10 protein-coding genes are annotated in these 16,061 nt (G+C 43.6%); 7 read left to right on the forward strand and 3 right to left on the reverse strand.

The genetic code is table 11. From position 1 onward, the window contains the following. The first annotated feature begins 25 nt into the window (after positions 1–25). From AAGR14_RS11545 to AAGR14_RS11560, 4 genes are all read left to right on the forward strand, one after another. Positions 26–1,618, forward strand: coding sequence for a RagB/SusD family nutrient uptake outer membrane protein (locus tag AAGR14_RS11545; RefSeq protein WP_342644368.1), 1,593 nt, complete (start codon positions 26–28; stop codon positions 1,616–1,618). 53 nt (positions 1,619–1,671) lie between these two features. Then, the gene (locus tag AAGR14_RS11550) at positions 1,672–2,418 is read left to right on the forward strand and encodes a SusE domain-containing protein (protein WP_342644369.1); all 747 of its coding nucleotides are present in this window, start codon (positions 1,672–1,674) and stop codon (positions 2,416–2,418) included. 107 nt (positions 2,419–2,525) lie between these two features. Next, positions 2,526–4,991, forward strand: a complete 2,466-nt coding sequence (locus AAGR14_RS11555; protein WP_342644370.1) for a TIM-barrel domain-containing protein — start codon at positions 2,526–2,528, stop codon at positions 4,989–4,991. A 116-nt stretch (positions 4,992–5,107) separates the two neighbouring features. After that, positions 5,108–6,721, forward strand: coding sequence for a DUF6377 domain-containing protein (locus tag AAGR14_RS11560; RefSeq protein ID WP_342644371.1), 1,614 nt, complete (start codon positions 5,108–5,110; stop codon positions 6,719–6,721). Between the two features lie 18 nt (positions 6,722–6,739). On the opposite strand, the gene AAGR14_RS11565 is transcribed toward AAGR14_RS11560, so the two are convergent. The 3 genes from AAGR14_RS11565 to AAGR14_RS11575 are packed head-to-tail and all read right to left on the reverse strand — an operon-like array spanning position 6,740 to position 10,968. Further along, positions 6,740–8,599: an NPCBM/NEW2 domain-containing protein gene (locus AAGR14_RS11565; protein WP_342644372.1), complete on the reverse strand. Its 1,860-nt coding sequence runs from the start codon at positions 8,597–8,599 to the stop codon at positions 6,740–6,742. A 19-nt stretch (positions 8,600–8,618) separates the two neighbouring features. Next, on the reverse strand, positions 8,619–9,608 hold the full coding sequence (locus AAGR14_RS11570; protein WP_342644373.1) for a glycoside hydrolase family 43 protein: 990 nt from the start codon (positions 9,606–9,608) through the stop codon (positions 8,619–8,621). 7 nt (positions 9,609–9,615) lie between these two features. Continuing rightward, positions 9,616–10,968, reverse strand: a complete 1,353-nt coding sequence (locus AAGR14_RS11575; protein WP_342644374.1) for a glycoside hydrolase family 43 protein — start codon at positions 10,966–10,968, stop codon at positions 9,616–9,618. Between the two features lie 513 nt (positions 10,969–11,481). On the opposite strand from AAGR14_RS11575, the gene AAGR14_RS11580 reads away from it, so the two are divergent. The 3 genes from AAGR14_RS11580 to AAGR14_RS11590 all read left to right on the forward strand — a co-directional run bounded on the left by AAGR14_RS11580 (position 11,482) and on the right by AAGR14_RS11590 (position 16,056). Next, positions 11,482–13,866, forward strand: coding sequence for an ABC transporter permease (locus AAGR14_RS11580; protein ID WP_342644375.1), 2,385 nt, complete (start codon positions 11,482–11,484; stop codon positions 13,864–13,866). Positions 13,867–14,169: 303 nt separating this feature from the next. Next, positions 14,170–14,760, forward strand: a complete 591-nt coding sequence (locus AAGR14_RS11585) for a hypothetical protein (RefSeq protein ID WP_342644376.1) — start codon at positions 14,170–14,172, stop codon at positions 14,758–14,760. A 42-nt stretch (positions 14,761–14,802) separates the two neighbouring features. After that, positions 14,803–16,056 carry a hypothetical protein gene (locus AAGR14_RS11590; RefSeq protein WP_342644377.1) on the forward strand — a complete coding sequence of 418 codons (1,254 nt, stop codon included), beginning with the start codon at positions 14,803–14,805 and terminating at the stop codon, positions 16,054–16,056. The last annotated feature ends 5 nt before the right edge of the window (positions 16,057–16,061 follow it).

Genomic DNA, 16,061 nt, shown 5'->3' on the forward strand with positions numbered 1-16,061 from the left:
CTAATTAACCTTAGCAAAAAGAATTATGAAAAAGAATATATGGAGAAATGCTTTTTTGGCGCTTGCTTTAGCCACCAGTTTAGCATCCTGCAAAAAAGAATTAGACCGCACTCCTACTAATGCAACTACAGCCGAGAATGTGTACAGTACACCGCTGGGTTACAAAGAAGCATTAGCTAAAGTATATGGCGCTTTTGCCTTAACCAGCAGCACTGGTGCGGGCAACTCCGATTTGGGTGGTATTGATGCCGGTACATCAGATTTTATGCGCTTGTACTGGAGCGTACAGGAATGGACCACCGAAGAGGCGCTTTGTGCCTGGAACGATACCGATGTGCCAGATTTCCATAACCTTAACTGGAGCGCTAACAACTCTTTGTTAAATGGTTTATACAATCGCTCTATTTACCAAATTACGGTAGCTAACGCATTTATCCGCGAATCAACTGATGATAAAATAAGCAGCAGGGGCTTGACCGGCGCCGATGCCGACAACATTAGAAAGTACCGGGCAGAAGCCCGCTTTATCAGAGCTTACCAGTACTGGGTATTGATGGACTTATTTGGTAACCCGCCTTATGTTGACGAAACTACGCCTATCGGTAAGTTTTTTCCAACTCAAATTACACGTGCTAAATTATTTGCCTATGTAGAGTCTGAGTTAAAAGCTATCGACGGTTCGTTGGCAGCGGTTGGTACTAATGAATACGGACGCGCCGACCAGGCAGCAGCCTGGGCACTGTTAGCTCGTATGTATCTGAACGCCGAAACTTATTTAGGCACCGGCAATGGTAAATATACAGATGCCATTACATACGCTAACCGTGTAATTAACAGCGGAAAGTATACCTTACTGTCTAATTACCGTAACCTCTTTTTGGCAGACAATAACCAGGGCAATACCGAAACTATTTTGTCTATCAACTATGATGCTACCAACACCCAGAATTACGGGGCAACTACCTATATCGTAAACGCATCTATCAATGCTGACATGGGCCCTGCTAATTATGGTGTGCCGAACGGTGGCTGGGGCGGTAACCGCAGTACTAAAAACCTGCCGTTATTGTTTACCGACCGCACCGGAAACACCGACAAGCGAGCTATATTTTATGGTAACAACCAGGAAATTACTAACGTAAACGATTTTACACAGGGCATAGCGGTAACCAAGTTTAAAAACATCACCTCAACAGGCGCCCCGGCTACGTCGCCTAACGGAACCTTCGTTTCTACCGACTTCCCGCTGTTCCGTTTAGCCGAAATGTATTTGATTTATGCAGAGGCAGCTTTACGCGGCGGCACCGGCGGTAACACAGCTACTGCACTTCAATATGTAAACCTGCTTCGTACCCGTGCGTACGGAAATGCTAATGGCAACTTAAGCAGCATTACACTAAGCAATATGCTCGACGAAAGAGGCCGTGAGTTGTACTGGGAAGGTTTCCGTCGTACCGACTTAATACGTTATGGTTTGTTTACCTCCGGCACCTATTTGTGGCCATGGAAAGGTGGTGTGCGTGACGGTCGCGGTGTAGATTCGTACCGCAACCTGTTCCCTATCCCCAACAGTGATATAACTAACAATCCAAACCTCACTCAAAACACAGGATATTAATTCAAAGCAGCCCTGCTTTATTTAAGAGCAGGGCTGATATTAAAAACTTTGATATGAAGAAGATATTTATTTCCGTTTTAGCATTGAGCAGTGTGTTATTGCTCATGTTAGCATCTTGCAAAAAAGATGAAACAAAGGCATATTCATCCATTGGCGGCACCGGCACGCTTAGCGCCAGTACTACATCGCCCGCCCTGTCAAAAGCTAACAGCGATAATAACGCTGTTACTTTCAACTGGCAAAGCACTACAGTAACCGGCAATCCGTCAACTATTAACTATACCCTGCAATTTGACAAAAAGGGCAACAACTTTGCTGCTGCCCGCGAAATTGCCGTAACTGGTACAACCACATCGGTAACTCAGGGCGCCATGAATACGGTGTTGTTAAACTTAGGTTTACCTGATGGTGTTGCCGCCAGTGTTGAGGTAAGATTAAAATCGGTGATTGCGCCAAACGCTGCTGCCGCCTACTCTAACGTACTTACGTTAACAGTAACACCATACTCATTAATCTCTTATGTATACGCACCCGGAGCATATCAAGGCTGGGACCCGGCTAAAGCGCCTGCGTTGGCATCGGCCACCAGTAACGGCATTTATACCGGTATCATTACCGTACCTGCAAATGCTCCCACTTTAGAATTTAAAATAACACCTGCTCCCAATTGGAATGCCAGTTACGGGGGTGCTGCCGGTGTATTAAGCACATCTGGCGGTAACCTGCTGTTTCCAAGCGCCGGAAATTTTAAAGTAGACGTAAATCTGAACACGCTTACTTACACTATTACCAAGCAGTAAAACAAGCATTATGATATAAAGCCACTTGCATAAGCCTTTTATGTTTATGCAATGTGGCTTTATTTTTTGCCGGTTAAGTTATCGGTTTAACCACTCATTGTATTTTTATGAAAACTTTGTTTAAAACATGGGCTGCTTCGCTTTTAGCTATGGGCGTGGCAACATCTGCGTTAGCCCAAAGCACCCCGGTGAAAGGAGCAGGCAATGTTACTAACACTAAAGTTAACGGGCAGCAGATAAACATAACCACTCAAAACGCATTTGCCGAGGTAGCCGTTTATTCGCCGTCGGTAATCAGGGTGCGTATGGACAAGCAACCACTGGCCGCCGATTTTTCCTTTGCGGTTATCACTAAACCGGGCAGCGCGAAAGCCAATATATCGCAAGATGATAATCAGGTCACCATCAGTACCGATTCACTGCGTACTGTCATCAACAAGAAACCTTTTGCGGTAACTTTTTATACCACCGATGGGCAGATAATCAACCAGGATGAAAAGGGTTTGGGTACTTCATGGGTTAACGAGTCGGTAACGGTGTACAAACACATGCAGGACGGTGAACATTTTGTGGGCCTGGGCGAAAAGACAGGTAATCTGGACCGTAAAGGCAGCGGCTACACCAACTGGAATTCTGATACATTCGGTTACCGTACCGATCAGGATCCAATTTATTCAACTATTCCGTTTTATATTGGCGTTCACCATAATCTTAATTATGGGATATTTTTTGACAATACCTATCAAAGCGATTTTAACTTTGGTGCCAGCAATAACCGCTTCTCGTCGTTCGGCGCACGCGGCGGCGAAATGAACTATTATTTTATCTACCATAAAAACGTGGCAGATATTATTACCTCGTACACAGCCCTTACCGGGCGCATGAAGATGCCCCCCCTCTGGAGCCTGGGTTACCAGCAAAACCGTTACAGCTACTATCCGGAAACTGAAGTTTTCAGGATTGCGCAAACCCTGCGCGAAAAGAAAATTCCGGCGGATGGTATCACTTTAGATATCCACTATATGGATAAATACAAGGTATTTACCTGGGATAAGACTCGTTTCCCTGATCCGGCTAAAATGACGGCTAAGCTGAAAGATATGGGTCTGAAACTTACCCTGATCGTAGATCCTGGTGTGAAGGCCGAAAAGGGTTACCCGGTATATGAGAGTGGATTAAAAAGTGATATTTTTATTAAATACCCCGACAGCACAAACTACACCGGAGAGGTTTGGCCAGGCTGGTGCCACTTCCCGGATTTTACCGCAGCGGCTGGCCGTAACTGGTGGCAAACTGAAATAAAAAAATACGCTGATGTAGGTGTAAGCGGCATCTGGAATGATATGAATGAGATATCTACCTGGGGTCAGAAAATGCCTGATAACGTCATTTTTGATTATGAAGGTAAAAAGGCCTCTCATATGCAGGCGCATAACGTTTACGGACTGGAAATGGCGCGTGCCAGCTTTGAGGGTTACCGAAGTGCTTTAGGCAACAAACGTCCTTTCATCCTTACACGTTCTGGTTATTCAGGCCTGCAGCGCTATACGGCCATATGGACCGGCGACAACCGTGCCGAAGACGACCACATGCTATTAGGTGTGCGTTTGCTAAGCAGCTTAGGTTTAAGCGGCGTGCCTTTTACCGGTATGGATATTGGCGGCTTTACCGGCAACCCTACGGTTGGCTTGTATACCCGTTGGATGCAGATAGGTGCGTTTAGTCCCTACTTCAGAAATCATACTGGTGTAAACACCAAATCGGCCGAGCCCTGGGCCTTTGGTGAGGAAGCTTTAGAGATTACCCGCAACTACATCAACTTACGTTACCGTTTGCTGCCATTTTTATACTCTTCGTTTTATGAGGCTACTCAAAACGGCAAGCCAATTGTGCGGTCGATGGCTATCAACTACACCCACGACCCGGAAGTTTACAATGCTAAATTCCAAAACCAATACGAGTTTGGTAACGGCTTCTTAATCGCTCCTTTTATCAGTACTGATACTTACGGCACGGTTTATCTGCCTGAAGGCAACTGGTATAACTTGTACAGCGATGAGATGATGGCCGGAAGGCAACAAAAAATTATGCCGGTAAGTGTGCAGAAGCTGCCAGTTTTTGTAAAAGAAAGCAGTATCATCCCGATGCAGTCGCTCATCCAGTCAACCGCCGAAAAACCGACAGATACATTGACAGTACATATCTATAAAGGCAACCGCAACAACACGTTTGTATATTATGAAGATGATGGCGAAAGCTACAATTACGAAACCGGTAGTTTTTACAAACGGACCATCACTTACAATGCCGCCAAAAAACAAATTGTGTTTGCAAAAGCCGAGGGTAGCCAAAGTTCTAAGTTTAAGCACATCACCCTGCAAATGCATGGTTTTGCCAATGGCACAAAACTGAGCATGGACGGAAAAGCAGCTAACGTTAAAACCCAATTCGTATCGTTTTTAACACCGGTATCCAGCTTTGACCCGCAGGGAACAACTAATAGCGCAGAAGGACATGATGTAAAAACCATGACCATCAACAATAACAGTAATACGTTTACGCTGAGTTACTAAAACGTTTTTACCCCATTCCATTTTATCAGCCCCCGGTACTATTTTGATACCGGGGGCTTTTGTATTATTATAATTACGTTGCAGCCCTTACTTTTGCAAAAATTATAGGCCAGTTTATGAAGTTTATTCACGTGTTGTTTTTATTGGTGGTTTTAAGCCCTGCAGCCTTTGCATTTCCAAAAAACGTGGATATGTTAGAAAAGCTCAAGGCCGAAATCAATAAAAAAAGCACTTACGATCAGCAAAAAGAGGTGACTATCCGCCAACTTAAAACAGCTTTAAAGTCGGTACCGGCCAACAACAAGGCAGCACAATTTGACTGGTGTAATCGTATATACAGCGAATACAAGTCATACCAATATGATTCGGCTTTTGTGTATGTAAACCGCATGCAGGCGCTAAGTGAGCAGTTGAAGGATAAGGGCAAAATGTACAGCAGTAAAATTAAAACTGCATTCATCCTGTTATCGTCGGGCATGTTTAAAGAAACCTTCGATAACTTAGCCGGCATCGATATCCGCTATTTATCAGACAGCGCCAAGCAGGAATACTACCTGATTATGATGCGTGGCAATTATGATTTAGCCAATTACGACAACGACAACCATTACTCCCCGGCTTACAATGCGTTAGGTAACAAATATATTGATCTGGCCATTACGGCCAGTCAGCCCAATTCGTTCGACCGCTTGTACCTCGAAGGTTATAAAAACCTCAAAAAAAACAATAACACTCAGGCCGAGGCTATATTTAACCGATTGCTTAAAGGCAAGCTTAACCGCCACCAGTACGCCATCGTTGCCTCTACCTTAAGTAAACTTTACATGGGTTCCCCGTCGCAAAAGCAGAAGGGTATCAATCTGCTCATTGACGCTGTTATAGCCGATATTCAATCATCTACTAAAGAAACAGTTGCGTTGTTATGGCTTGCCGAAAACCTTTATAAAGATGGCGATGCCAAAAACGCCTACGAGCTGATACAGCAAGCCATGGCCGATGCCGAATTTTATGGCGCCCGTCAACGCCAGTTCCAAATCAGTACCTTATTGCCCATTGTTGCGGCACAACAGCTAACATACTCTGAAAAAGAACGCACCCGTTTGCTCACTTACTTTGTATTTCTTACTGCCTTAGCGGTGGTAATTGTGGTGTTTACCGTATTGTTATTTAAACAATTAAAGAAAGTACAAGCCAAAGAAAAAATTATTGAGGACAAGAACATTGAACTGGAAGCTATTAACACAAAGTTGCAGGAGGATACCCGTATTAAAGAAGATTACATTGGTTACTTTTTCAATGTAATTTCGGGTTACATATCCAAGTTAGAAAAACTAAAGCATTCTATTGACACCAAGCTATCCATTAAAAAATACGAAGATATTCAAATCACGATTAACAATATCAACATCAAGAAAGAACGCGAAACTTTGTTCTACACATTCGACCACGTGTTCCTGAAAATATTCCCGAATTTTATTACGTCTTTTAACGCATTGTTTAACGAGAAAGACCAAATATGGCCGAAAGAGCACGAGGTATTAACCACCGACCTGCGCATTTTTGCACTGATGCGTTTAGGCATTACCGATGTACAGGCCATAGCCAACATATTGGAATATTCCGAAAAAACTATCTATGTATATAAAATGCGCCTCAAAGCCAAGGCCCTGATTCATGGCGATGACTTTGATGCGCGTATTATGGCTATTAAGGCTGTTGACGTGCCTTAGGTTTACATATTGATCGTTTTACTTAGCCTTTGTAATTTTATACAATCCCGCACCATGGCGATTAATCATTGGTGCGAACTCGCCTGTAAAATTACCCACTACCTTGCCGGTCCATAAATCGGTGATGGTACAAGGTGATGTCAGACTTAAGCTCTTTAAATCTACTTTAATTTTTGCTTTCGCAGCCGGTTCCGGACCTGATGGGTTTTGGGTAAACACCATAGCTTGAATAGAAGCGCCGGTATTTTGATCGACCGCGGCTTTGTCTAAGCCAACCAACGCTTTAAAGTGGGTATAGCCTTCGGGTAAATCAAACTCGACCATACCATTAGCGTGCATGCCTATGCCTTTGCTATAGGTTTTATTATTTACAATCAAGCTACCGCCAGATACGGACTGGTTTAATCTTACACTCCCCCATCCGGATTTGGCTTGCAGCCATTTCAACTGCGTTAGTTGCAACGTGTCCTTATCATTATAAACAACCGGGTTTATCCAATCAGTGTGGTCCCAGTCAATGCCATCGCTGCTGTTATCAGCTACGAGGTACAGTTTTTTAGCACCTTTTAAGTCAACGTCAATTATCTCACTTTGCGCAGGTGTTTGCCGGTTGATAACATGGCTTTTCCAAATCGCTTTAGCCGGATCGGCCAATTGTTTATCGGTCTTGTTAAAAACAGCCAGATATTTGGCGCCGGTTCCGGGTTCGTCGGCTGTCCAGGCGGCCTGATCTGGGTGGTTGAACAGCGGACGGTTGTTGGTGCTATTTTTAAGCACAGCCAGCATGCCTTTGTTGGTCAGCAATGAGTCGGTAAAGGCGTCGTTATCGGGCAAGTTACCGCCGAACATCATCGGCGATTTAAAAATACCCCATAACGTCATCATCGTGTATTGCTCGTCGCGGGTAAAGCGCGTCATGCGCGGTGCACCTCGCTCGGCTCTGATGCCGATATGGCCCATCGGCAACATATCGCCGTCAGGGTAGGCGCCATAGGCACGCCATTTATTCCAACGGTCAAACACCTCAAAATGCTCTTTCAGCTGTTCCCAGCTATCCCAAAAATCGCCTACGGTACGCCACATATTGGCATTGGCCCTCACATGCGAAGCGTGCGCTAAAGGCGTTTCGCCTGGCGATGTGCTCAATACAATTTTGCGGCCGGTGCGGTTTATTGCTTTGCGGATCATGTCTACCTCGCCTTCAAAATAAATGGGCGACGATAAATCGTCAATCTTTACAAAGTCCAGCCCCCAAGAGGCGTAAAGTTCAAATATGGAATTGTAATATTCCTGGGCGCCGGGTTTGCCGGGCACTATGGTGTACATGTCGCGCAGCCATTTACATTGGTCTTTTGTGCTGTAGATATCTTTAGCCGTTACATTAGTACCTTTAACTGGTAAACCGCGGTTAACCGCAATTACCGGAACGCCCCGCATAATGTGAATGCCAAACTTAAGACCTTTGGCGTGCAGATAATCAGCCAGTGGTTTAAAGCCCTTACCGCCAGCTGCCGACGGGAACCGGTTAACGGCCGGTGTAAAACGCCCGTACTCATCAATATTATACTGCGGATCGGTTTGGTTATAGCCGTTAGCCTTGTCATTACTTACAAACCAACGGATATCTACCACCACATAATTCCAACCCGACGATTTCAAATGCGCAGCCATATAATCGGCGTTGGCTTTTACCTCATCTTCGGTAACGGTTGGGCCAAAGCAGTCCCAGCTGTTCCAACCCATGGGTGGCGTAGGTGCCCAGGCATGAAAATTGGTTTTAGTTATTGAATTATCCTTTTTTTGCTGCTGTGCATTAGCTGTTAAACTTAAGGCAGCCGACAATAGCAACGGCGCAGCAAACTTTAAACTTCTCTTCATATAAATTGGCAACTCGTTTTTATCGATTGACACCTTCAGTAGTCATTACCACCCTTTTGATAGAACCATCCTTGTTATAATCCATTCTGTCGATGCAAACCGACCGGCTGTAACTGCCTCCGTCGCGCTGTATGGCACCCGTATGGTAAAAAAAGTACCATTTGCCTTTAAACTCTACCATACCCTCGTGGTTGGTATTGCTATTGCCTGCCACTTCGTTAAGCACACCTTTATATTTATAAGGGCCTTCAATTTTATCAGCCATAGCGTAGTCTATCGTTTCCGGAAAGCCCGAAGCATACGATAGATAGTATTTGCCCTTGCGTTTGTGTATCCACGGTGCTTCTTCAAAGCGCATCCCTGCAAAGTCAATCTTTTTTACAGGGCGTTCAATCTCGGTCATGTTAGGTTTTAGCTTGGCGTAATAGCAAACGCCGTTACCCCAAAATAACCAGGCCTGCCCGTCGTCATCAATCATCACCGTCGGATCGATGCAGGTCCAGCTATGGGTAGACGCAAAACAATCTTCGCGGGTAACCAAAGGTTTGCCGAGGGCATCTTTATAAGGGCCTTGTATCCTATCGGCCACAGCCACACCAATACCCGACCCATTGGTACTGACATACCAGTAATATTTGCCATTACGCTTAATAACTTGAGCCGCAAACGCGCCGCCACTTTTATCCCAGGCAAAATCGGCAATTTTTAAGGGTGTTGGGTACTCTGTCCAGTGCTTTAAATCGGTGGTTGAAAACAAGCACCAGTCCTTCATTTTGTAGTTGGTTTGCCCCCCGGCATAATCATGCCCGGTAAACATCCAAAGCGTATCGCCCTCTACCAGTGGCGCCGGATCGGCCGTAAATTTGTGGGTGATGACAGGATTGCCCGACGAGGTAAAGTGATAGAGGGAATCAGCTGTTTTTTGTGCGTAAGCCTTACCTGCAAAGGCTAAACAAACTATCCCAATGGCAGTAAATATATTTTTAACCATATAAATTCTCTTAACCATTTAATTATTAATCAGATGCTTTTTTGCCAAGCAACTCGGCCGGAACACCACCCCATTGCTTATTTAGCCGTTCGGCTTCTTGCCGGGTAAGGCTAATTACGGTACCATGCCTTGGGTTAAAGTTTTTAGTAAAAGATTCTGGTGTTTGGCTAAAGTTGAATAAATCGGCACTGCGCTGAAATTCATAGCGATGGTCGCGGTACAAGTCGTACATCAGAATGAACTCTTCGAGGTTATTTAACTTAAAAATACCAGACCCTTCTACCGACACTTTTTTGGCCGAATAAGCATCTACGTACTTAAAATCTTCTATCCACGGCCCGTGCAGCGTTTTGCCAATGGCCTGCTGTATGCCGTTGGCAACCTCTTTGCCCTCTCCATTTTTGGTGTTGCCTTTGTAGAAGAAGTGGTATAACCCGTTTTTATAAATAATATCTCCATCAATAGCGCCGTATTTTGCTTTAAACAGCAGCTTAGGTTCTGCTTCAAACCCTGTAAAGTCTTGATTAGCGTAGGCGCAGTAAAAGTCGAGTGCAGGGTTGTCTTTCTGTCTAACCGTAAAATACACCATGTACTTGCCTGCCGCCGGATCATAAATAGTTTGCGGCGCCCAGACCCATTTTACATTTGGAAATTTTTGAGGATACGCTTTTTCGAGATTGATGATACCATGCGTCCAATGGATCAGATCGGTTGATTTTAGCATAGTGATACCCGGATTGTAATCCCAGCCATCTTTAGTGGTATGCATATCGGTGGCAACAAGGTAAAACGTCTTTTCGTCTTCGCCACGTAAAATATGAGGGTCGCGGATACCTCCGGTAGCCGAGATTTCGCTCGACGCAACAACAGGCTGGTTATTGTTGAGGGCACTCCAGTGTACGGCATCTGCACTGGCGCCGAAGCGTAGCTGCTCTTGCTGCTCGCCCGGACCCGAGCCTTCAAAGTAAGTAAACAAGTAGCCATCATAGTGTTGCTCCTGGTGAGCAACAATAACTTTAAATGTTTTGCTCCGCTTTTCGGTACCTGATTGCACCGTAGCTGATAGCAACACATTGATTTTAGCGCCGCTACGCGGTGAAAGTTTAACTAACCGGCCCTTGTTATCTATATATTTTGGATTCGCCGATTTCCAGGTAATAAGGCTTCCACTTTTGCCAACCGAATCCAGCGGTAAATCCCAGTGTAAGTTTTGTGTATAGCCAGCCGGTATAGTTATACCCCTAACATCAGCCTCTACCTTTTGCCGATTAGTTTTGGAGAGCGATTGCGCTTGCACCATTACATTGCTTGAGGCTAACAGTATACTCGTAGCAATAAAAAGAAAACCTTTATTCACTTTTAAGCGCTTACCGTTCATAATTTATTCTTACTTGCTTTAATTTGTGGGCGTGTGTAAGGTATATCAAGACATCTTTAAAAGATCCGTAATACATCATTTACACTATAATTTTGACACGGGCACAGCCCTTTTAGGTTCACAAAATGTATTAAAACAACCGCTAAATTTGTAGCAATTATCCAAGCCATTATTTAATGTCAATTGTACACTTAATATTTTACAATTCCATGCAGATGAAGGATGTTGTCATAAGTTGAACACATCTCTTATACAAAAAGGCAATATTGTATCATACCGATTTTGTGAGGTTGGGCTTCTTTAATTTGGTAAGTGCTCAAAAACTATAGACGTCTTTTGATAAGCCTGACCATTTAAGTGTATCGAAAACGAACGCATTTGTTCAATACCGAACGTTAAAGCTAATGTACCTGACTGATTATATGGATATTATAAAATGGCTTGAAATGTGAAACCCTATTTGCAGGATTGCAAAAGTAATTTTTCGATCCTCCACCTAATTTCGCTCGCATCATGATAACTAAGCTGGACCTGAAAATTGCAGTTCGTACCTTTTTTAAAGATAAGTGGTACAACTTTTTAAACTTAACCGGTTTGGCGCTTGGTTTGGCGGCTTTTGTATTAGTAATGCTTTATGTTGACCACGAGCAAAGCTACGACCAATGGAACCCAAACATCAACCGGATATTTTTAGTAGAGCGTGAAATACCTACCGGCCCATCACCTTACACACCAGGCAAATTAGCAGCGCTAATTAAAAGTCAGTGCCCTGAGGTGCAAGAAACCGGGCGCACTAATACCGCCTTGTTCAAACTTCCTTTTTTTACTTCCAAAGGCCGTTTTCTTATCAAACAATGGGTAGGTGCCGATTATTCGGTTGCTACTATTTTGGGTATTAAACCCAGGGGCTTCCATTTAAATCTGCAAAGCACAACGCCCACCATACTCTTGTCACAAAAAACGGCGGATGTTCTGTTCCCGGGCGATAGCTTGTTGCAGAACAAATCGGTAAACATGATGGCGAGAAACGGTATGCCGATGCCCGTGGCCGGCATAGCCGAAACGGCACCAGGCAACACTAATTTAGTTTTTGATTGTATTGGCTTTGCGCCTGATATTACCTCTGGCAAAGACCAAAGCTATGCTAATCAAATTTATCAAACTTACGTTTTAGTAAAGCCTCATACTGATATAAAGCGGCTTGCCAAAAAAATAGACCGGCTTTACAAACAGGCCGCCCTGAGCGATACCAGCCAGGTGGCGCGCGCGACCGTTAGCAAGCCGGGCGAAATAGCTATTTATCTTGACCCGCTCAAAAACCTGCACCTCAAACCACATTATGGCTCTCTAAACAGCTATCATCTGGTAAACGGACTGTTGATACTGGCTTTAGTGGTATTGGTGGTAACCGGCATCAACTTCACCAACTTTTACCTGGCCAAAGCCAATCAGCGCGCTAAAGAAGTAGGTATAAAAAAGATGAACGGTATGGTTAAAAGACAAATTGCCACTCAATTTTTACTGGAGATTTTAGTGCAATGCATCTTTGCCATGGTAGTGGCGCTTGCACTTGTTGCGTTAGGTCTGCCTTACTTTAACCGACTGTTGCAAGTAAACTTACTTTTTTCCGGCATCAATGTTCCAATTATTACCCAAGTAGGTGCTACTATGGTATTACTTACACTGCTTGCCGGCCTTTATCCGGCAATGGTGATAGCGGGCTTTAACCCGGCTGATGTTTTACGACGGGATCAACTTTTAAAAAGCGGAAAGCTGTCGTGGGTTCGAAATGCCATTAATGTGCTGCAGTTTGCATGCGCTATTATTTTTGTAATTATTTTATTTATAGTAAACCGCCAGGTTACCTATATGAAAACCCAAGATGTTGGTTTTTCGGCCAGGCAGGTAATTTACATCGACAATTTAGGCCTGTATAACACGCCTGCAAAATTTAAGGCGGTTCGCGACCGTGTTAAATCTTTGCCGGGTGTACAGCATGTAACTGTAGCATCTAATTTGCCCGGCGGTTTCCTGCCTGCTACTTACGAGTTTTCGGCCCGGCAAAATACAGCAGCTTTAAATATTGTGGGCGTAGATTACGACTACTTTGAAACCCTCAGCATACCGCCTCAAAAAGGAAGAATTTTCTCTGGTGCTTTTGAGGCAGATAGTGCGGGCATCGTCATTAATCAAGCGGCCGTGAGCGCCATGAATTTGAAACAGCCTATTGGCGAAACCATTGAAGGCTGCGGTGGCAGGTACCGGGTTATTGGCGTTATTGGAAACGTGAAGTCTAACGGCTTTGAACAAAATGTACAACCTACTGTGTATGTGCTTAACGACCATTGTGGTTTATCAAAAACCCAAATCATGATTAATGCTGAGGCTAATGCAATCCCGCAACTGCTTAATACATTGAACCGCGACTGGAGCAACATTAATAAGCTTGATGGAGACAACTTTAATTATCACTTTTTGGATGAGCTGTACGGGCAGTTGTTTGTAAAACAGGAACAATTGCAGACGTTGTTGTTCTGGTTTTCTGCCTTGGCTATTGGTATAGCATCACTTGGCTTTTTTGCCTCTGCTGCGTATGCACTACGGTTGAGACTTAAAGAAACAGCCATCCGTAAAATATTTGGCGCCGGCCGGGAGCAATTGTTGCTTACTTTAAGCAAGCCTTTTTTTTATTTAATGGCACTGGCAAATCTGCTAGCCTGGCCATTAGCCATGCTGCTGGCTCATCATTGGTTAGCTACTTTTGCTTACCGTGTTCACATATCGTGGGTTCCGTTTGCTATGGCAACGGGACTTTCTGCGTTTATTGTAACCATCACCGTTTGCTTGCAGGTTTTGCAAATCATAAATTTCAATCCGGCAGTGAAATTAAAAGAGTGAAAATATTACTCGTTTACAGAAGACCAACTTTATAAATTATTTTAGTTCATTATCTTAATAAGAAATACGCGAATAGTATTATAAGCTGTAAAACGAGCAGTAACTTAACTATATTGCAATACATCCCCAATAAGATATTACTTAATAAAGTATCAATCAGACGATTAATAATGTTATAAAAACAAACTTACAATAAGCGATTAACGTAATAGCACTCAAAGTTGTCCTACACAAGCTTGCTCGAATAAGCATGAGTGTGAGAGTAACTTATAATTTAACAAACACACATTAACCCCTAATTTTATGCCTAAACTTTACTTTGTTCTATTAATTTTTTTTGTAACCGGCTGGCAGGCTCATGCACAGCAAGGCAACTATTCTCTGCTTAATCGTGGCATACATCCCGGCACAGTTACTTTAACTGATGGTCAGTTGTTAAAAGGCTTTGTGATGTTTAAAGACAGAGAAGCCAATCAGAAAGAGTGCATTTTTTATACGGATTACAATGATCCGAGCAGCCAAAAGGTCTTTCAACCCAAAGAACTTAACGGCTATACGATTGAAAACGACCAATACAAAAGCATACCATACAGCGGTAACATTGGTTTTGGTAAGCCAAGCCGCAGCTTTGTTTTTACCGTTAAACCCGGAACTATCGGAAGCTACGCTTATTGGTCGGGTATAGGTAACGAACAGCTATTGTGGCAAAAAGGAAATGATGAACCAATAAGCAACTCGTCTATGTTTTTTAGCTTCAAAAAAAACATGCTTAAGCTAATTGGCGATAACCCCGAAATGGCAGCAAAAGTAGACCGTAAAGAAAAAGGCTACACCATGATGAATACGGCGCAAATTATAGACGAATATAACACCTGGGCTGAATCTAAAAAATAAGCGTCGCTGCTCTTCAAAATTCTTTTTAACTTAATTACTATAGTGAAATCTTTACTGCTTAGCTGTTGCTGTGCACTAACGTCATTGTGCGCCGTGCATGTTCATGCTCAAAAAATAAAAACCGAGCAAATTACTTACCACTACACCCGCTTACCTGAAATACCTGCTAAAGGAATTTCTAACTACCAGGTGACTTTTGAAGCTGCTTATGAAGCCAGAAACAAACAAGCTTTAAAAGATTACGAGCAGCAAAAAATAGCTGCTTCAGAAAAATATCGAAACGATATGGTGATGTATGGCCGCCTGGTAAAAGCAGCCGACGAGCGTTACGCCCAGGAAATGGCAGCGTATAATAAAAAATCATTGGGCTCTAAAATTTTAGAGAAAGGACTGCTGGATACTCGTAAGCCTGTTCGTGAGCAAATTAACAAACCTTTTCTTGATGATATTGCCCGCCCGGTTTTGCAGTCTTCATACGACTACAGAATTATGGCTGATACCTACATTAAATTGCAAGGTTACAACAATGCCCCGGCAAACGCCATGAAAATTATTGTTGTTATGTACGGATTTGACCATACTGTACCACGCAATATGGACCAGGAAACTAGAGGGTTATCTTTTGGCAGTGGTAAACCCACCTCATCTAAAGAAGTAAGCTATTACACCGAGTTTTCGTACCGGCACCCGATGGCGGTAAAGGTATACATGCCCGATGGCCAGGAAGTGCTGAGCCTCACACCGCCCGAACTTAATAGCTACAAAATTTACAAGGGCGCGTCAACTGACCGGCCTACCCGCATTAACAGTGAGTTGCTGACCAAAAATGCAGAAGAAAAAGTACTGCAGGACAATTTGCGTTTTATTAACGACTTGTTAAATGACAAATTCGGTTTTTCGAGCGTTGACCGGGTGGCTAACCTGTACTACATTAAAAATGCCGACAGTAATTACGCCGATTTAACTACTGCCTTTAATGAGGCATCGTCTGGCTTGCTTATGCTACAGCAAGATGCCGGTATGGCAAAAAACAAATTGCAGAAGGCCTGCGATTTGTGGAGCACTGCGCTTAAAGAATCTGATATAAATAACAAAAAGGCTCGCATTAACAAAGACATTACCATGGGTGTTTACTTTGACCTGCTGGAGGGCTACTTTGCATTGGGAGATGTACAAAACGGACAAGCCACACTTGATAAATTAAACGGCATGAGCCTTTCTTTTGATGACCGCCGTGCTAAATTAAGGTACGACATGCTGTTTGCCGAATTGAAGACCAGACAATCACAAAACTAATTAAC

It is taken from the genome of Mucilaginibacter sp. CSA2-8R (assembly GCF_038806765.1).
In the GTDB taxonomy this organism is placed as follows: Bacteria; Bacteroidota; Bacteroidia; order Sphingobacteriales; family Sphingobacteriaceae; genus Mucilaginibacter.

What these genes read in the sequence shown, in the direction of transcription:
- AAGR14_RS11560 (WP_342644371.1), top strand. Translation starts at nt 5,108, where the DNA reads ATGAAGTTTATTCACGTGTTGTTTTTATTGGTGGTTTTAAGCCCTGCA.
- AAGR14_RS11570 (WP_342644373.1), bottom strand. Translation starts at nt 9,608, where the DNA reads ATGGTTAAGAGAATTTATATGGTTAAAAATATATTTACTGCCATTGGG.
- AAGR14_RS11545 (WP_342644368.1), top strand. Translation starts at nt 26, where the DNA reads ATGAAAAAGAATATATGGAGAAATGCTTTTTTGGCGCTTGCTTTAGCC.
- AAGR14_RS11585 (WP_342644376.1), top strand. Translation starts at nt 14,170, where the DNA reads ATGCCTAAACTTTACTTTGTTCTATTAATTTTTTTTGTAACCGGCTGG.
- AAGR14_RS11565 (WP_342644372.1), bottom strand. Translation starts at nt 8,599, where the DNA reads ATGAAGAGAAGTTTAAAGTTTGCTGCGCCGTTGCTATTGTCGGCTGCC.
- AAGR14_RS11575 (WP_342644374.1), bottom strand. Translation starts at nt 10,968, where the DNA reads ATGAACGGTAAGCGCTTAAAAGTGAATAAAGGTTTTCTTTTTATTGCT.
- AAGR14_RS11580 (WP_342644375.1), top strand. Translation starts at nt 11,482, where the DNA reads ATGATAACTAAGCTGGACCTGAAAATTGCAGTTCGTACCTTTTTTAAA.
- AAGR14_RS11550 (WP_342644369.1), top strand. Translation starts at nt 1,672, where the DNA reads ATGAAGAAGATATTTATTTCCGTTTTAGCATTGAGCAGTGTGTTATTG.
- AAGR14_RS11555 (WP_342644370.1), top strand. Translation starts at nt 2,526, where the DNA reads ATGAAAACTTTGTTTAAAACATGGGCTGCTTCGCTTTTAGCTATGGGC.